The organism is Streptomyces sp. NPDC048481, assembly GCF_043200075.1.
In the GTDB taxonomy this organism is placed as follows: Bacteria; Actinomycetota; Actinomycetes; order Streptomycetales; family Streptomycetaceae; genus Streptomyces.
Genome location: NZ_JBICXC010000010.1, coordinates 97,330 through 113,275, shown reverse-complemented (window position 1 = coordinate 113,275; position 15,946 = coordinate 97,330). Strand labels below are relative to the sequence as shown.

The following is a 15,946-nucleotide window of genomic DNA, read 5'->3' as shown; positions in this document are numbered from 1 at the left end:
ACGCCGAACGCGCCCGAGCCGCGGCGAGGGAACTGCCGCTCGCCGGAGTCCTCGGCCCGGGTGCCCGCCTGCCCCGGCGGCCGTCGCCACGGCGCTCATCGAGCGGCTCGGGACCCGGCTGCCCCGACGTCCGGCGTTTCTCGCACGGGGAGCAACGCGTGGGACGTCGTTCGTCCGCCCGGCGCGAGTGCGTGCAGGACCGGCGGAGTCCGGTCGACGGCGGGGAACGGGCCGTCGTCAGCGCGGTCGAGGGCCGCCTGCAGAGCCCGGAAGTCATGGGGTCGGCCGGCCGCCACGGCTCCCACGGGGCGGCCGCGGGCGGTGGCCAGGGCGGCGAAGTCGAAACCGGTGAGGTCGCCCTGCACCGTCAGGCAGTCGGCGTCGGTGAACCGGCCGGCCATCTGCAGCATGACGCCATACTGGTGGGTCCACGACCAGGGGGCCGCCGTGAAAGGGACGCGGGCGCCGATCATGTTCCTGGCCACCGCGGCAGCGTGCTGCCGGGCGTGGTTCCACTGCTCCACGCGCACCCGTCGGCCCGGGGTTCGGTCGGGGCGCAGCGCCACGTCTCCCGCTGCGAAGACGCGCGGATCGCTGGAAGCGCCCATGGCGTCGACGACGATGCCGTCCCCCACGGCCAAGCCCGCCCGGGCGGCCAGTTCGACGTCGGGCCGTATGCCGCAGGCGACCAGTACCGCGTGGGCCTGCCAGCTCCTTCCGTCCCGGGCGGTCGCCACGAGCGCGCCGCCCCGCGGGGCGAGTCCCGTGAGCGTGACGCCGGTGTGCACGCGAGTGCCGTGGCTCCGGTGAAGCCGCAGGACGGCGCGGCGCAGCGGGGCGGGCAGCGACCGCCGCAAGGGCTCCGCGCCGGATTCCAGGACGGTGACGTCGATGCCCTTCGAGCGGGCGCTCGCCGCGACCTCCAGGCCGAGGAGTCCCGCACCGATGACCAGCAGCGGGCCGCCGGACTCCAGGTCGGCGCGGAGTGCGGGCACGTCACCGAGGCCGCGCAGGGTGTGGACGTGGTCGTGCCCGGCGGCGTACGGCAGGCGGCGCGCGCGTCCTCCGGTGGCCAGCAGCAGCCGGTCGTACGGCACGCGGCTTCCGTCGGAGCACTCCAGGACACCGTCGGCGATGCCCGTGGCCTTGGTGCCGGTGCGCAGTTCGATGTCCAGTTCCTCCCATGTCGTCTGCGGTTTCAGACGGAGTTGTTCGGGCGTCAGGCGGCCCTGCAGGAGGTCCTTGGACAGCGGTGGCCGTCGGTACGGGGGGTGGGGGTCGTCGCCGATCAGGAGGAGACGGCCGGCGAAGCCCTCCTGGCGCAGGGTGAGTGCCGCGGTCGCGCCGGCGATGCCGGTGCCGACCACGGCGACGGTGCGCGGCGCGGTCTCAGGCACGGGAGGCCTCGACCATCCGGAAGTCGGCCTTGGCTGCCCCGCAGTCGGGGCAGGACCAGTCGTCCGGGATGTCGTCCCAGCGGGTGCCGGGGGCGATGCCCTCGTCGGGCCAGCCCTGCGCCTCGTCATAGACGAAACCGCAGACCAGGCATTCCCAGATCTTCATGTCAACTCCTCGAAGTCGATCTTCTCGCGGACCCCGCAGTCCGGGCAGGGCCAGTCTTCGGGCACGTCCGTCCAGGACGTACCGGCGGGGAAGCCCTCGCGTGGGGCGCCCGACCGTTCCTCGTACACGTAGCCGCAGACAGGGCACGCGTAGCGGCTCATGTGCGGCTCCCGCGGCGGGTGAAGAGTCCGGATCCGGTGCGCGGGTGGACGTTGGCCCGGGTGAGGTCACCGTCGTAGTGGGCGAGGAGTCTGGGGTCCATGACCCGGCGCCACAGCGGCGGCACGACGGCGAGCAGGATCATGCCCGCGTAGCCGGTGGGCAGTTGCGGGGACTCCTCGAAATGGCGCAGGGCCTGGTAGCGGCGGGTGGGGTTGGCGTGATGATCGCTGTGCCGCTGCAGGTGGTAGAGGAAGACGTTGGAGGCGATGTCGTCGCTGTTCCAGCTGTGCTGCGGGGTGCAGCGCTCGTAGCGGCCCGAGGCTGTCCTTTGGCGCAGCAGGCCGTAGTGCTCCAGGTAGTTGACGACCTCCAGCAGACAGAAGCCGATGACCGCCTGGACCACCAGATACGGCAGCACGTCCACGCCGAACACGGCGATCAGCGCGGCGAAGAGGACCGCTGACATCGCCCACGCGCCGAGCACGTCGTTGTGCGGGGTGTACGGGCTCTTACCCAGCCGCCCGAGCCGCTGCTTCTCCAGGTGCCAGGCCGAGCGGGCGCTGCCGTGGACCGAGCGGGGCAGGAACCGCCAGAAGGACTGGCCGAAGCGGGAGCTCGCGGGATCCTCGGGAGTGGCGACCCGGACGTGGTGGCCGCGGTTGTGCTCGATGTAGAAGTGCCCGTAGCAGGTCTGGGCGAGGGCGATCCGGGCCAGCAGCCGTTCCAGCCCTTCCTTCTTGTGGCCCAGTTCGTGGGCGGTGTTGATGCCGAATCCGGCGACGATGCCGACGGTGAGGGTGAGCCCCGCCCGGTCCGCGACCGACAGATCGCCTTGGGACCACAGCCGGCAGGCCAGCACCAGCCCGGCGTACTGGAGGGGCAGGAAGAGGTAGGTGCACCAGCGGTAGTACCGGTCGGACTCGAGCCACGCGAGGACGCTGTCGGGCGGATTGTCGGAGTCCTTGCCGATCAGCAGGTCCAACATGGGGATCAGGCCGAAGACGACCGGCGGCAGGAGCCACCAGAAGAAGCCCTGGCCCGTCAGCGTCGCCAGGCCCCACGCCGCGAACGGGAAGGCGGGCAACACCAGTCCGAGCAACCACAGGTAGCGCTTGCCGTCTCGCCACGCCACCTGTGATCGCGCTCCGAGCGGATTCGAGGTCTCTGCCATGCCCCACCTCTACTGGACACTATGACGGTTAACTGTCCAGAAACTAGACAGTGACCATGTCGTTCGTCAAGGCGTGGGAGCAGCTCGTTAAGATGGGCGCCGATGACGCGCTATCGAGAGTCGGTCCGTTCCCTGCTCAAGGAACGGATCCTGGACGCCGCTCACGAGCGGGTCGCGACCGAGGGCTGGGACCGGCTGAAGATGACCCACATCGCCACCACTGCCGGAGTGAGCCGGCAGACCGTCTACACCGAGTACGGCTCCAAGGCGGCCATCGGACAAGCGCTCGTCATGCGCGAGGTGGAACGCTTTCTCACCGGCATACAGGACCAACTCCTGGCCCATGGCCAGGACATGCGGGCCGCCATCACGGCCGCGATCAGGTACACCTTGCGCACGGCAGCCGACAATTCCCTGCTCAAGGCCATCCTGACCAGCAGCCGGGGCGGCGACGACGACCTGCTCACCCACCTGACGACCCGCTCCGAGCCGTTGCTGGACACCGCCATCGGCATGCTCACCGCCTACGTCGCGGAGGCCTGGCCAGAGATCGACGCCCACTCGCGGGGCCTGGCAGTCGAGGCGGTGGTGCGCCTGACGGTCAGCCACCTCGTCCAGCCGGTCCTGCCGCCCGACCTCTGCGCCGATCGCATCGCCGAGGTCACCATGCGCGTCGCGCAAGCGTGAACGCGCGCACGGGGAGCGTATTTCGCGCGCGTTCGCTTCCACTGCGTCGGAGACGGCTCGTCGCTCGCGGTCCGATGACGGGCCGGCATGCGTGCGGTGCTGCCGTCGTCCTCGGTGAGGTCGGGGCAAGGGCGAAATCGGGACTGTCCAGCAGCGCCCCTCGCACGCCCCTATGCCCTCGGGCTCGGAGTTGGTGGGGTGGGTCAGTCGCCGACGTGGATGCCGGGGCGGCGGGTGGGGTCGGGTTCGTTGCTGCGGATGATCTCGCGGGTGACGGGGGCGGTGTCGCCGCGCCCCAGGAGGAAGTAGCGGAGCATGTGCTTGAGGGGACTGCCTTCGGCCCAGGCGAAGTAGCAGTGTGGTTTGACGCCGGTGGTGTCGCGCAGGGCGAGCAGGATGGCCGCGATGGCGTTGGGGGCGGCCGGGGCCTCGGCGCGCAGGACGCGGTAGGGGCCGACCTCGACGCCGTGGATGGTGAGGGTGTCGCTGAAGTCGGAGGGGTCGACGACGTCGATCTCGAGGAACAGAACGTCGGCGCGGCCGGGGACCGGGTTGGCGCCGCGCTGTTCGTGTTCCTTGGCCGCGTATTCGGCCTCCTCGCCGTTCTCCCTGCGGTTGGCGATGATGTTGATGGACTGGTCGTACGCGAGGGTGTCGGTGATGAAGCGGCGAGCATCGGCGTCGAACACCAGCCGGTCGGCGCGCAGTTCGGTGGTGCGCGAGACGCGGGAGACCAGCGAGACGATGATGATGCCCAGGATGAAGAAGCCGGAGATGGCGATGCCGTTGGGCTTGTCGACGATGTTGGCGATCAGTGCGTAGGACAGGACCGCGGTCAGGAGCGCGAAGCCGGTGGCGGCTGTGCGCTTGCGGTGGCGGACTACGGATACGGTCACGGCGAAGGCGCCGGAGACCATCATGGCCAGGATCCCGGTGGCGTAGGCGCCGGCCTGTTTGTCGACGTCCGCGTCGAAGGCGATGGTGATGATGACGCACAGCACGGTGTAGACGATGACCACCGGGCGTACGGCGCGGCCCCATTCGGGGGCCATGCCGTAGCCGGGCAGGTAGCGGGGGACGATGTTGATCAGACCGGCCATCGCTGATGCGCCGGCGAACCAGAGGATCAGGATGGTGCTGACGTCGTAGACGGTGCCGAACGCCTGCCCGACGTGCTCGTGCGCGAGCCAGGACAGGGCGCGGCCGTTGGCGGCGCCGCCGGGCTCGAACTCCTTGTGGGGGATGAGGATGGTGGTCGCGAAGCTGGCGGCCAGGAGGTACACGCTCATCGCGAGGGCCGCGGTGGTGAGCAGGCGGCGGGTGTTGCGGATCCTCGAGCGCAGGCGCTCTTGTGCGTCGGCGCCGTCGGCGGCGATGAGCGGCATCATGCTCACGCCGGTCTCGAAACCTGACAGGCCCAGGACCAGGAGCGGGAAGGCCAGGAGAGCAGGGCCTGCCAGGTCGCCGAAACCGCCGCCTTCACCGAGGGCGTCCTTCCAGGCGGAAACGGCGGCGGGCGTGGTGAACACGTCGTTGAGAGCGAAGGCGATGACCACCGCGTTGAGGATGAGGAAGGCGGCCACCAGCGGGATGGCCACCTTGACTGCTTCGCTGAACCCCAGGAGGAAGACCCCGCCCAGGATCAGCAGCAACACGACCGTGAGGGCGACTTGGTGGCCGTGCAGGGCCTGGGGGAAGAAGGGGTTCTCCACCACGTGGACGGAGGCGTCCGCCGTGGACAACGTGATCGTGATGATCCATGAGGTCGCGACGAACCCGAGCAGGACCAGGACGAACAGCTTCCCCCACCAGAACGGCAGCAGGTCCTCCAGCATCGCCACCGATCCGGCGCCGTGCGGGCTCTCCTTGGCGACCCGCCGGTACATCGGCAGCATGCCCAGCAACGTCAACGCCACGATCAGCAGCGTCGCCAGCGGGGAAACGGCGCCGGCCGCCAGGGCGGCGATCGCGGGCACGTAGGCGAGGCTGGAGAAGTAGTCCACACCCGTCAGGCACATCACCTTCCACCACGCGTGCGACTCGGCGGCCGCTTCTGCCGCGGGCCCGACCGGCTGCACCTGATGACGCAACATCCACCGCGTCAGACGACCGCTGGGCTCCGACCGCAGAGCCGGGCTGTCCACCACCTCGGGCAACGCCGGCGGATTCACGTCGTTCATAAGCTTGATCTGCCTTCCCTGATCTCCATTGCCGCACAGCTCATCTGCCCGATTCCCGCACACGATCACCGAGTATGACGTCCCGCAACGTCGAGGAACCGCACAGCCCAGGGGCGTTCCCTCCTGAACCGAACTGGAAGCGCCCAGCTCTGCTGATGGAGCGGGTCCAGGTGAATTGCCCGTAAGTCCAGGACTCTTCGCGGACATGGGGCTATGAGACACCCGCGTTCGGCGCACTCCAGCAGGTCTGGGATGATGGCCGGCAGTTGTCCGTACCGTCCGGATCCCGGGGCGGCGAGAAGCGGGCGGGCACAAGCAAGGGCCCGGCGGGCGGGGGAGCGGAGCGGTGCGGCACATGCCGGAGTACCCGGAATATCTCGCCGCGCTCGTCTTCGCGGCGGGCGGCGTCGTCAGCGCCCTGCTGGCGCCGCACCGGTTGTCCGCCGCTGCCCTGTTCTGTCTCGCGGTGACCTCTGCCGGGCTGGGCGTGGCTGGTCACAGTGCGGCGGCTCACCCGACCGTCGCCACCGTCCTCGCCGTCGCCGCCCTGCTCCTGACGCTCGCGGTGGGCCTGCTGCTGGTGGCCGACGGCGTTCTTCTGGTCCGGCGCTACGGACCGCAGGCAGCCCTGCTGGCGACCGGGGCCGCCGGCTGCGCGGTGCTGGCGGTGCTCGGCCTCGACGCGGTCTTCCATGCGGTCGGCGGCGAGGTGTTCGGCGCCCTGGTGGTCGCGGTGAACGCGGCCGCGGGATACCTCACCCTGCTCTTCCTGGTCTTCGCGGGCTATGTGTTCGTCCGGGGCCGCGGCGCCCCTCCACCGGAAACCACCCATGTCATCGTGCTGGGCGCAGGGCTCGACGGCGACCGGCCCGGTCCGCTGCTGACCCGCAGGCTGGAGCGCGCCCTCGCGCTCGGCGGCGCCCGCGCACCGGACATGCCTGGTGTGGTCTTCGTCGTCTCGGGCGGCCAGGGCGACGACGAGGTCCGCTCCGAGGCGGAGGCGATGGCCGACTATCTGCGCGAACGCGGAGTGCCCGCCGACCGGATCGTGCGCGAAGACCGCTCCGTCAACACCGGGGAGAACCTCCGCTTCAGCGTGGCCCTCATGGACGGCACCACTCCCGGCCGCCGTGCCACGGTGGTCACCAGCGGCTTCCACGTCTACCGCACGACCCTGCTGGCCCGCCGCGTCGGCGTGCCTGTGGACGTCGTGGGAGCGCCGACGTCCCCCGCCTACTGGCTGGCCGCGACGCTGCGCGAATTCGCCGCCATCCTGTGGCTGGACCGCCTCCTCTTGATCGGACTCAGCCTGCTGCTGGCGGCGCCGGTGGCGACGGCTGTCTTCGCACGCTGAAGCTCCGGCCGCTGCCCCCGCCGGAGTTTCGTGGCTGCCGCACCGGCGCCTTCCTGCTCGGCGAGGGCCTCGGGCCGGCCTACAGCCGCACCGCGACGCCGGCATCCACCGCGGCGGGCGACACCTTCGAGCCGGCCATCGCGGTCGCCGTCGCCACCTTCGGCGTCACCTGCCGCCAGGCCGCGTCCGGCGTCGTCGGCCCGCTCATCGAGGTCCCGGCGCTGATCGGCCTGGTCCACGTCGCCCTCGCCTGGCGGGGGAAGCTCGCCGCCGACGCGGTGACGACGGCCCCACATCACGATTCCGGCGAGAGGGGGGACGCCGGGGCTGCCGGGCGTGCGGTCAAACGATGCAGCCCCCTGCGGTCGTAGTACAGAACCATGGCGAACCCGAACACCAGGGCGAGGGCGCCGCCGATGGCGATCATGACCCAGCCGCGCGTCAAGCCGGCGTCGGCTCGGGCATCGAAGTAGAGGATTGCCCGAACGCCGTCGCTCAGTTGCCGCATCGGTTCGAACAGCGCCAGGAAGCGATAGAAGCCCGGTACGGCATGGAGGGGAATCGTCGCCCCGGAGGACGGCAGAGCCAGCGCGATGAACACGAACATGGAGACGACTTGGGCGATCCCGCCGAAGGCGGCGTTGATGGCCTGCACTCCCAGGCCCACGGCCAAGCTCGCGCAGTAGGAGAAGATCCAGAGCAGGGGCAGATGCGAGGCGTCCATGCCCAGGATCCCGACCGCAGCGATCATGAGCAGGCTGGTGGTGAGCACGAGGATGCCCGCGGTCATGAGCATCTTCAGCAGCAGCGTCTGTGTGCGGCTGATGGGCACGGTGGGGCGTCGGGTGTGCCAGGGCCCGATCTCGTTGTCGGTGTATCCCAGCCCCGCGTCGACGCCGTTGTTGATGATGTTGCCGCCGACGAATCCGGTCAGCACCAGCAGCAAGGTGAAGTAGAAGGCGCTCAGGCCGAGGCCGCTGTGGTTTCCGATGGGATGGCCCACCTTGGTGATCACGGTGACAGGGTCGCCCAGGAGCGCTCGACTCGTGGTGTCGGCGCCCTGTTCGGCAGCCTGGGCTGCCAGCTGCCGGCCGATCGTCAGAGATGCCTGGTGAGCCGCGCGCTGGGTGATCTGGCCGGCGAGGGAGGAGCCCAGGCTGCCCAGCCCCGGGTTGGTCAGAACGGTGAGGGCGGGCCGCTTGGTGGCCCGGGTGGTTGTCAGCGCCGCGACGGAGCTGGTGAAGTCGCTCGGGATCACCAGAGCGCCGTAGATCTTGCCCGACGCGAGTTGGTCCTGCATCTGACTCCGGCTGATCTGACGCCATTCGACGGTGTCCGGTGGGGTCGCGGCAGCGACCGACCGGCTCACCTGCGCGCCCAAGGTCCGCTGTTGTCCTGGCAGCGGCGGCCCCTGGTCCGAGTTGACGAGCGCAATGGGGAGATGACGCAGGTTGCCGTTCGGGTTGAGGATGCCGCCCATGTAGAGCAGCGTCAGGCACAGTGCCACCAGTGCGGACAAGACGGTCGGTACCAGCCAGAGCTTTCCGCGCCGCACCACGACGACAGCGCGTGCGAGTGAAGGCTGCTGCTTCCCGGAATCCTCGGAGGTCATGAAACTCCCATGGGGGCGCGGTCCTGCGCTGTCGGGATGACACCCGCTCGTGCATCAGCGGCGCCACTACGAGGTGGGCAGAGGGGTCCTTGAAGGATTTGCGGGACACCGGCCCCGCGAAGGGGAGGACCGTGACCGAAGACATCGCCTTCGACTCGTCCCGAGCGGGATGCCGTCGACTCTGACATCGACACGGGTGCCATTCTCCGCGGGGGCCACCTGAAACTGCCACCGGAGACGTTGCGCTGAGCGCTCGCGCAGTAGCGACCCTGTTGCGGTGCGATGCGTCAGCCTCGGGTGGACCGGAGCAAGCTCACTGACCTGGACACTTCACCTCTCAGAATGCACCGCCGCCCGGCACTGCGCACCATGTGGGCCCGGTCCGTGAGACCACGGTCGAGTAGCGTGGATGGGGCACGTGCCGTCTGCGGTGGGGCGACGGAACCGGCGGAAGGAGGCGGGTGGTGGAGTTGGAGTGGCGTGATTTCGCCGAGGCCATGGCCGAGCTCGCGCGGAACCTGCTCGCGCAGGACTCGGTGCAAGGCACTCTGGACGAGATCGCCGCGTCGGCCGTGAGACTGGTCGACGGCTGTGACGCGGCCGGGATCCTGGCGGTGCGCAAGGGAAGGTCCGTCACCCTGGCTTCATGCGGAGACATGGTCAAGGAATCCGACCGTCTCCAGGGGGAACTGGCCGAAGGACCGTGCTTCGATCTCGCCCGCCGGGCCGCAGACGGGGAGCGCGTATTCCGGATCGCGGACATGACACGGCCCCAGCGCGCCTGGCCGCGGTTCGCCGAGGCTGCCGCCGAGCTGGGCATCGGCAGCATGACCGGCGTACTGCTGTACACCCACGACCAGGACTTCGGCGCCCTGAACCTGTACGCCCGCCGGCCGGGGACGTTCGGGAAGGACATCGAGACGGCCGGTTGGCTGCTGGCCTCCCACGCCGCAGTCGCCCTGGCCGACGCTCACGCGGTCGACCAGCTCGAGGAGGCCATGAAGTCCCGGCACGCCATCGGCGAGGCCATGGGGATCCTCAGGGAACGCCACCACCTGAGTGAAGAGGAGGCGTTCAACGTGTTGCGCCGCATTTCCCAGCACCACAACGTCAAACTGCGCGACATCGCCCAGAGGGTCCGAGACGAACGCACCGATCAATCGTGATCTCCGCCCCGAGATGTCTCCTCGGCGCTCGGTGACGGGACAGGGCCGTCCGGTAGCCGGATCTGACACATCCGCCCGATGAGGTCCGCCCACCACACGCCCGGAGTGGGGGGGCGGGGACCGCCCGGGGGATGGACGGCAACGCCGGTGACGGACTTCCGGCATGCCTGCGAGACTCTCAGACGTACGGCAACCGGATCGCCCTCGACACCTGGACCATCCGGCATACCATCAAGCACGCCGGAAGCAACGCCGGTCTGCAGGACCGCATCCGCGGACAGGCAGCCGCCCTGGGCGCACTCACCGCACGTGCGGCGCTCAGCGACGCCGAGCTCGGCACCCTGGTGCCCGCCCGGCTCCTGACCCACGACACTCTCCTCGTCGATCAGCCCATGGCGCTGCGCGACATCGTCACCGGACTGGCGCAGGCAGAACTGCCCGGCCACACGAAACAGCTCCTCGCCCTCCTCACCGGGCGGCCATGACCGAGTCCCGGCGGTGACCATGACAGGTCGCCTCTCCTACCTTGCCGACGCAAGGCTGCGCTTCGCCGCAGAGGAGATATGACGCCGGGTGATCTTGGCGATCTCGTCCCAAAAGGGCTTGGCGGTGAGGTAGGTGCCGAGTGCGGCGAGAACGCCCAGGGACACGTCGACGCTGAGGCGCCCCTGCTCGGCCCAGTAGACGTCCTGCAGATCCAGCAACAGAGCGAACTCGTCGGTGATCAGAGCAGCTCCGGCGCCGTACGCCGCAGCGACCGCCGGGTGGCCCACGGCCCTGTCGTCACCGCGTACGGCGACCAGGCCGACACAGGCGAGGGTCGCGATACCGAAGTTGTAGTGGTGCAGGTGTGCGCCGCCGGCGGAGAGGTTGCCCCAGGGGAGCCAGCCGCCCCGGATGCCATGGGTGATCAGGCGTACCGTTCCCCACGTCGCGCCGAAAGACCCCCACGTGACGATCAGCGACTGCTTGGTCGGGGTGAGGTTCCGATCTGCGGCCTCGCGCCATCGCTCCACCAGGCGCGGTCGGTCGGATGAGCGTTCCACGGCCAGACCCGCCCGCGGGGGCCCTCCGTCGGTACGCCCGCTCACGCCCGCCGCTTCCCGCGTTCGGCGTCGGTCGGCACACCGGCGAGGCTTGTACCGGCCGCGGCTGCCACCTTCTCCATACAGCGCGGGCAGTAGTCCTCACGCTCCAGCGCGCCCTCGAGTGTGCGGGTCGGCCGGTCGGTCAACGGCTTGCCGCACAGAGCGCTGCCGTCGCGTTCGAGAGCATGCCAGCGCCGTCCAGGGCCGGTCACCGTCGTCGTTCGTTCGGCGCGCATGTGATGCATCAGCCACCTCCCGCACGCATGGGTCGCGCTTCACCCATCATGAGACAGTGCATTCGCCCGAACGGCGTCCTGGAGTCGCCGAACGGGTGAATCACCGCAGCCAGGCGCGTACGCCGTCCTCGGCTTCCCGAGGACCCGGTGACGGCCGTCCGGTCCGCAGTGGTCGTGCGGCCGGCGCCGGAGGACTGCAATTTTGCTTCAGCTCAAGCCGATGCACGGGCCCGTCCGGCCCTCCCGTGGACGCTGCTCCGTACGCGGGGGCCGCGCGGCGCCTGCACAGCGGCCGGCCGCGGCGTGAGCGGCTGATACGAGGCCGGCCGTGCTCCGGCCGCGCCGTTCGGGCCGGCGCGGCCGGAAGGGGATGCGCTGGAAGGTGCAGGTGGCCATGAGCACAGGTGGCCATGAGTACCGCAACGTCGGTTGGTCAGACGCGGGTCCACTTCTGGTTGGCCGCGCCGCCGCAGTCCCAGATCTGGACGTTGGTGCCGTTGGCGGTGGCGCCGCCCTTGACGTCGAGGCACTTGCTGGAGTGGACGGCCGTGATGGTGCCGTCCGCGTTCAGGCGGAACTGCTGGTTGGACTGGCCGTTGCAGCTCCAGATGTTCACGGCGGCGCCGTTGGCCGTTGCGTCGCCGACGACGTCCAGGCACTTGGCGCTGCCGTAGACCCGCAGCTCGCCCGCGCTGGTGCTGGTGAACCGCTGGTTGGCGCCGCCGTTGCAGTCCCAGATCTCGGCGAGCGTTCCGTCGGCCTGGGAGCCACCGGTGATGTCCAGGCAGCGGCCGGAGCCATGGCTCTTCAGCGAGTAGGTGCTGTTGCCGGGTGGCGTTCCGGCGCCGGAGACCACGTACATCGCGGCGCCGTGGGCGGGGACCGAGGCGCTGATGGAGCCGCTGGTCGTGCCGGTGGTGTGCGCCCACAGATCGCGTACCGAGTATCCGGACGCCGAGCCGAGGCCGATCTGCGCGGCGGAGGTGGACACGGTGGCCGTGCCGCTGCCGCGGTTCAGGAGGACCACGGCGACCGAGCCGCCGGCCATCGGCTTGGTCCACACCTCGGTGTTGCCGTTGTCGACGATGCGGTTGCCCTGCCGGCCGCCCCAGTCCTGGTTGACGCCGATGACCTCGGTGTTGGTCAGGATGGAGTTGGTGGCGGCGCTCATGGTGCGCAGGTCGTTGCCCGCGATCAGCGGTGCGTTCAGCAGCGACCAGAGGCTGAAGTGGGCTCGGGACTCGGTGTCGGACAGACCGTTGCCCACCTCCAGCATGTCCGGGTCGTTCCATGCGCCGGGGCGGGAGGAGCCCGCCCAGCCGGGCTGGGCGTCCAGGATGCCCGTCACGGAGTTCCAGTTGGCCTGGATGTCGCCGGTGGTGCGCCAGGAGTTGCCGGTCGCCGGGCCCCAGGCGCCGACCTGGTCGTTGCCCCAGTTGCAGAGCGCGAAAAGGATGGGGTGGTTCGTCCGGGCGAGCGCGTCGCGCATGGCGGTGTAACGGTTCTGCCCGCTACGGCCCTGATGGTCACCGCAGTTGTCGTACTTGAGATAGTCGATGCCCCACGACGCCCACAGGTCGGCGTCCCGCTGCTCGTTTCCCAGGCTGGCCGGGTAGCCGGCGCAGGTGGTCAGTCCGGCCGAGGAGTAGATGCCGAGCTTCAGGCCCTTTCCGTGCACGTAGTCGGCGACCGCCTTCATGCCGTTCGGGAATTTCGCAGGGTCCGCGACCAGGTTGCCGGCGACGTCACGGCTCCGTGTCGACCAGCAGTCGTCGATGTTGACGTACTGGTAGCCGGCCGCGGCCATACCGCTTGAGACCATCGCGTCGGCGGTCTGCCGGATCAGACGGTCGCTCACCTCGCAGCCGAAACTGTTCCAGTCGTTCCAGCCCAACTGAGGGGTACGGGCGAGGCCGTTGTCGAGCGCTCGGGCCTGGGGGGCGGGCAGGAGCACGACGGATACCGCGGCGGCGACCAGGATCGCCGTGGACAGCACCGCGCGGACGAGTCTGAGCATGGGTTTCCCTCGATCGGTCGTGGGTGTCGGAGATGCCGGTCCGCCGGGCACCGGCGGGGACGCGCAAGCTCTCCTCCGCCGCCTCGGTCGGATGCTCACTGTCGGAGGGTCCAGCGCTGGGTGGACGAGCCGTTGCAGTTCCCCAGAACGCTCTGCGCGCCGTTCCCGGTGCCGCCGTTGTTCGTGTCCAGGCACAGGCCGGACGGGAGGCTGGTGATGGTGCCGTCGGCGTTGACGTTCCAGTGCTGGTTCGGCCTGCCGTGACAGTCCCAGATGATGACCCGCGTGCCGGCGGAGGCGCCTGACGCCTCGGCGTCCAGGCACTTGTTGCCGTACACGCGCAGTTCTCCGGCGTCGGTGCGCGCCCACTTCTGACTGGGCCGGTCCGCGCAGTCCCACAGTCGGGCCTGGACCCCGTTGGTCTGCGCCGAGTTCGCCACGTCCAGGCAGCGGCCGGAGCCGGCGCCGACGATCTGTCCGCCGCCCGGCGGGGTGGTCGTGCCGCCCGGCGGCACGTACGGGCACTTGGTCTGGGACCGGGAGACCCCACCGGCGTCCGCAAGTGACGGGCACAGGAACTGCGTGTAGCGGGTGTCGTTGTCGAGGAAGATCTTGAGCCAGGGGATCGTACGACGTGTCACGTTCGAGTTCCCCCAGGTGGGGAAGCCGTGTCCGCCGCTGGTGAGCTCGATGTAGGCGCTCTGGGTGGGGGTCGGCATGCCGCCGTAGAGCCCGTTGAGGTAGGAGGGGGTGACCGTGCCGTCGTCCCGTGCCCCCATGATCATCGTTGGTACGCGCAGGCTGGAGAGGTTCTGCGAGGGGGAGAAGGGCGCGAGCGGCAGGGCCGCCTTCAGCGACGGCCGCCGTTCGGCCGCGCTGATGGCCCCGCCGCCGCCCATGGAATGACCGAGCACGCCCAGCCTGTTGGGATCGACGCGATCGCGCACCGGGCTCTTCTGGGTCAGGTAGTCCAGCGCGGCGAGCAGCTGCGTGCCGCGCGCTGTGTCGTAGTCGGTGGGGCTGTTGGTGTCGATGCCGATGACGACGAACCCGAAGGATGCCAGCCACGGCCCCATCCACGCGCCTTCGGCGTCCCACCGGGCGGTGTAGCCGGGCACGGCTGCCACCGCGGCCCACGTGCCCAGAGAGGTGTCCGTCGGATAGTAGATCTTGCCGCCGTTGAAGCCGTTGCCGGGCGGCACGGACACCTGCGCGGTCGCGAACGTGCCCCGCTGGGCCGCGACGCTACCCACCGTGGGAGCCGGACCTCGCTCGTACGGGTTCGCCACGGCCGACGGCGAGTGCGCCGCCGCGGGCTGGATCGCGGCCACCGCGGTGATCAGGCCGGTCAGGGCGGCGACAAGAGCTGTCTTCCAGGTGAGCCTCCTGCTCCTCCTGGCAGATCCCCTCCGGTGGGCGGGGGCGTCGCCCGACCGTGGGGCGTCGGGGATGGTCGAGTACATCGTCGTGTTCCTCCTCGTTTTCGTCCTGGTCACCGGTCCGCTCCGGACGGAGAGACGGAAATGGCGTGCGCATGACTTATGGCGAGTCGAGTCGAGTCGATGTCAATGGCGAAGCCTGGGAACGGTCGGGGGAATGGTGTCGGCGGTGCCGGCGAGGCGTGCTGCGGCCTCCTTGGCGGTGTTGTCGTCGGCGCCGCCGGTGAGACGCCGGCCCCGGCCGACGAGCTGGTGGGGATGGGGGTCGCTACCGGCTCCGGGTGCTGCACATGACCGCTGTTGACGATCCGCGATCAGCTTCGGTAGCCGGGACGAACCGTGGAGCGGCAGCCTGGGCGGCGCCCTCGATGGGCGTTTCCGTCTCGAAGTGGGCGTGGGTGAACGCGCTTGCAGGTAAGGGAGTTCGTCTCACAGGAGGGCGGCCGGGGGCGGGTGCCAACGTGCGGCGATCTTCGTGTTGCCGGAGGTGGACAGGTGTACTCCGTCGCAGGTGTCGTGTCGTAGGGGGGAAAAAGCCGGTCCACTGGTCGCCGACCCTCACCGGGGAGCCCCTCGTGCTGAAGGCCCGCGCCCAGCCGCGGATCCGCCCATCGAGGTCGACCGCTCGTCGCGCACGATCGGGACAGTTGGTGGGGTTCATAGGAAGGATCTTGGCGACCAGGATCCTCATGGCGGGGTACGACGCCCGCATCCGGGTCACGGGTCTGCGGTCGGCAGTGAGAATGCGGTCAGGTGCGATGTTGCTCCAGAGGTCGTTGGTGCCCAAATGCGTGACAACGATGTCCGAGCGGGTGGCCGAGAGGTGGGCGGGAAGCAGGTTCTGGTGCGCCACGTTGGTCACGAGCTCACCGCCGTGGCCCTCGTTGTCGCCGTCGAACGCCTGAGGGCAGCCCTGTGGGCTGAGAGTGCCGACGAAATCGATGCTCGTGCGACCCGCGCTGCGCAGGCGGTTCCACAGCTCCGCCCGCCGGCTGTCAGGGGAGCCGGTGATCGAGTCTCCCAGGGGCATGATGCGTACGGGTGCAGCGCCGGGGGCGGCGGCGACCGAGGGCGCGAAGGCCGAGCCGAGGGCGAGCAGAAGCGGTGCCAGAAGAATGCGGTGGAACGCTGAGTGTGAGGTGCCGCGCATGCCGGTCCCTTCCTGCGTGTGTAGGGAACGCTCGGAGAACGTGCGGGCCGGTGAACAGCCGTCCTTGCTTCACGCGACCGCTCGCTGCGTCGACGCGCCTGGTCCGGCCCACCGTCGGTCG

The 15,946-nt window shown here is 69.9% G+C and carries 15 protein-coding genes and 1 pseudogene; 5 read left to right on the top strand and 11 right to left on the bottom strand.

What is annotated here, in order from left to right; genetic code table 11:
* Nucleotides 1-95: 95 nt before the first annotated feature.
* The 4 genes from ACGFSH_RS26790 to ACGFSH_RS26775 are packed head-to-tail and all read right to left on the bottom strand — an operon-like array spanning nucleotide 96 to nucleotide 2,896.
* Complete coding sequence (locus ACGFSH_RS26790; RefSeq protein WP_393353040.1) at nucleotides 96-1,397, bottom strand: NAD(P)/FAD-dependent oxidoreductase; 1,302 nt, start codon at nucleotides 1,395-1,397, stop codon at nucleotides 96-98.
* On the bottom strand, nucleotides 1,390-1,563 hold the full coding sequence (locus ACGFSH_RS26785; RefSeq protein WP_393353038.1) for a rubredoxin: 174 nt from the start codon (nucleotides 1,561-1,563) through the stop codon (nucleotides 1,390-1,392). The genes ACGFSH_RS26790 and ACGFSH_RS26785 overlap by 8 nt, the downstream gene beginning before the upstream one ends.
* Nucleotides 1,560-1,724 carry a rubredoxin gene (locus tag ACGFSH_RS26780; RefSeq protein WP_393353036.1) on the bottom strand — a complete coding sequence of 55 codons (165 nt, stop codon included), beginning with the start codon at nucleotides 1,722-1,724 and terminating at the stop codon, nucleotides 1,560-1,562. The genes ACGFSH_RS26785 and ACGFSH_RS26780 overlap by 4 nt, the downstream gene beginning before the upstream one ends.
* Nucleotides 1,721-2,896 carry an alkane 1-monooxygenase gene (locus ACGFSH_RS26775; RefSeq protein ID WP_393353034.1) on the bottom strand — a complete coding sequence of 392 codons (1,176 nt, stop codon included), beginning with the start codon at nucleotides 2,894-2,896 and terminating at the stop codon, nucleotides 1,721-1,723. The genes ACGFSH_RS26780 and ACGFSH_RS26775 overlap by 4 nt, the downstream gene beginning before the upstream one ends.
* Before the next feature lie 102 nt (nucleotides 2,897-2,998).
* On the opposite strand from ACGFSH_RS26775, the gene ACGFSH_RS26770 reads away from it, so the two are divergent.
* Entirely contained in the window at nucleotides 2,999-3,583 is a 585-nt protein-coding gene (locus tag ACGFSH_RS26770; protein WP_393353032.1) for a TetR family transcriptional regulator, read from the top strand.
* A 203-nt stretch (nucleotides 3,584-3,786) separates the two neighbouring features.
* Here the strand turns inward: ACGFSH_RS26770 and ACGFSH_RS26765 are convergent, their stop codons facing one another.
* The gene (locus tag ACGFSH_RS26765; RefSeq protein ID WP_393353030.1) at nucleotides 3,787-5,763 is read right to left on the bottom strand and encodes an amino acid transporter; all 1,977 of its coding nucleotides are present in this window, start codon (nucleotides 5,761-5,763) and stop codon (nucleotides 3,787-3,789) included.
* Nucleotides 5,764-6,118: 355 nt separating this feature from the next.
* Here ACGFSH_RS26765 and ACGFSH_RS26760 point away from each other — a divergent pair, with 355 nt between their 5' ends.
* Together ACGFSH_RS26760 and ACGFSH_RS26755 are read left to right on the top strand one after the other, a co-directional pair.
* A complete protein-coding gene (locus ACGFSH_RS26760) occupies nucleotides 6,119-7,117 on the top strand; it encodes a YdcF family protein (RefSeq protein ID WP_393353028.1) in 999 nt (332 codons plus the stop codon).
* 44 nt (nucleotides 7,118-7,161) lie between these two features.
* Nucleotides 7,162-7,410 (top strand): annotated as a pseudogene (locus ACGFSH_RS26755) (arsenical-resistance protein); the annotation flags it as partial.
* A gap of 2 nt (nucleotides 7,411-7,412) precedes the next feature.
* Here the strand turns inward: ACGFSH_RS26755 and ACGFSH_RS26750 are convergent.
* Nucleotides 7,413-8,729 (bottom strand): YhgE/Pip domain-containing protein, encoded by a 1,317-nt coding sequence (locus ACGFSH_RS26750; protein ID WP_393353025.1) that lies wholly within the window; start codon nucleotides 8,727-8,729, stop codon nucleotides 7,413-7,415.
* Between the two features lie 470 nt (nucleotides 8,730-9,199).
* On the opposite strand from ACGFSH_RS26750, the gene ACGFSH_RS26745 reads away from it, so the two are divergent.
* Both ACGFSH_RS26745 and ACGFSH_RS26740 read left to right on the top strand, forming a co-directional pair.
* On the top strand, nucleotides 9,200-9,895 hold the full coding sequence (locus ACGFSH_RS26745; RefSeq protein WP_393353282.1) for a GAF and ANTAR domain-containing protein: 696 nt from the start codon (nucleotides 9,200-9,202) through the stop codon (nucleotides 9,893-9,895).
* Nucleotides 9,896-10,026: 131 nt separating this feature from the next.
* The gene (locus tag ACGFSH_RS26740) at nucleotides 10,027-10,380 is read left to right on the top strand and encodes a hypothetical protein (protein WP_393353022.1); all 354 of its coding nucleotides are present in this window, start codon (nucleotides 10,027-10,029) and stop codon (nucleotides 10,378-10,380) included.
* A gap of 36 nt (nucleotides 10,381-10,416) precedes the next feature.
* Here ACGFSH_RS26740 and ACGFSH_RS26735 read toward each other — a convergent pair whose 3' ends face one another.
* From ACGFSH_RS26735 to ACGFSH_RS26715, 5 genes are all read right to left on the bottom strand, one after another.
* On the bottom strand, nucleotides 10,417-10,941 hold the full coding sequence (locus tag ACGFSH_RS26735) for a hypothetical protein (RefSeq protein WP_393353020.1): 525 nt from the start codon (nucleotides 10,939-10,941) through the stop codon (nucleotides 10,417-10,419).
* A gap of 41 nt (nucleotides 10,942-10,982) precedes the next feature.
* Nucleotides 10,983-11,219 carry a hypothetical protein gene (locus ACGFSH_RS26730; RefSeq protein WP_393353018.1) on the bottom strand — a complete coding sequence of 79 codons (237 nt, stop codon included), beginning with the start codon at nucleotides 11,217-11,219 and terminating at the stop codon, nucleotides 10,983-10,985.
* A gap of 433 nt (nucleotides 11,220-11,652) precedes the next feature.
* Complete coding sequence (locus tag ACGFSH_RS26725; protein WP_393353016.1) at nucleotides 11,653-13,236, bottom strand: RICIN domain-containing protein; 1,584 nt, start codon at nucleotides 13,234-13,236, stop codon at nucleotides 11,653-11,655.
* A 95-nt stretch (nucleotides 13,237-13,331) separates the two neighbouring features.
* Nucleotides 13,332-14,699: a ricin-type beta-trefoil lectin domain protein gene (locus ACGFSH_RS26720; RefSeq protein WP_393353014.1), complete on the bottom strand. Its 1,368-nt coding sequence runs from the start codon at nucleotides 14,697-14,699 to the stop codon at nucleotides 13,332-13,334.
* 244 nt (nucleotides 14,700-14,943) lie between these two features.
* Nucleotides 14,944-15,705, bottom strand: a complete 762-nt coding sequence (locus ACGFSH_RS26715; RefSeq protein ID WP_393353281.1) for a GDSL-type esterase/lipase family protein — start codon at nucleotides 15,703-15,705, stop codon at nucleotides 14,944-14,946.
* Nucleotides 15,706-15,946: the final 241 nt, after the last annotated feature.

Coding starts and splice junctions, on each gene's coding strand:
- ACGFSH_RS26785 (WP_393353038.1), bottom strand. CDS start 1,563: ATGAAGATCTGGGAATGCCTGGTCTGCGGTTTCGTCTATGACGAGGCG.
- ACGFSH_RS26780 (WP_393353036.1), bottom strand. CDS start 1,724: ATGAGCCGCTACGCGTGCCCTGTCTGCGGCTACGTGTACGAGGAACGG.
- ACGFSH_RS26775 (WP_393353034.1), bottom strand. CDS start 2,896: ATGGCAGAGACCTCGAATCCGCTCGGAGCGCGATCACAGGTGGCGTGG.
- ACGFSH_RS26770 (WP_393353032.1), top strand. CDS start 2,999: ATGACGCGCTATCGAGAGTCGGTCCGTTCCCTGCTCAAGGAACGGATC.
- ACGFSH_RS26765 (WP_393353030.1), bottom strand. CDS start 5,763: ATGAACGACGTGAATCCGCCGGCGTTGCCCGAGGTGGTGGACAGCCCG.
- ACGFSH_RS26760 (WP_393353028.1), top strand. CDS start 6,119: ATGCCGGAGTACCCGGAATATCTCGCCGCGCTCGTCTTCGCGGCGGGC.
- ACGFSH_RS26750 (WP_393353025.1), bottom strand. CDS start 8,729: ATGACCTCCGAGGATTCCGGGAAGCAGCAGCCTTCACTCGCACGCGCT.
- ACGFSH_RS26740 (WP_393353022.1), top strand. CDS start 10,027: ATGGACGGCAACGCCGGTGACGGACTTCCGGCATGCCTGCGAGACTCT.
- ACGFSH_RS26730 (WP_393353018.1), bottom strand. CDS start 11,219: ATGCGCGCCGAACGAACGACGACGGTGACCGGCCCTGGACGGCGCTGG.
- ACGFSH_RS26725 (WP_393353016.1), bottom strand. CDS start 13,236: ATGCTCAGACTCGTCCGCGCGGTGCTGTCCACGGCGATCCTGGTCGCC.
- ACGFSH_RS26720 (WP_393353014.1), bottom strand. CDS start 14,699: ATGTACTCGACCATCCCCGACGCCCCACGGTCGGGCGACGCCCCCGCC.
- ACGFSH_RS26715 (WP_393353281.1), bottom strand. CDS start 15,705: ATGCCCCTGGGAGACTCGATCACCGGCTCCCCTGACAGCCGGCGGGCG.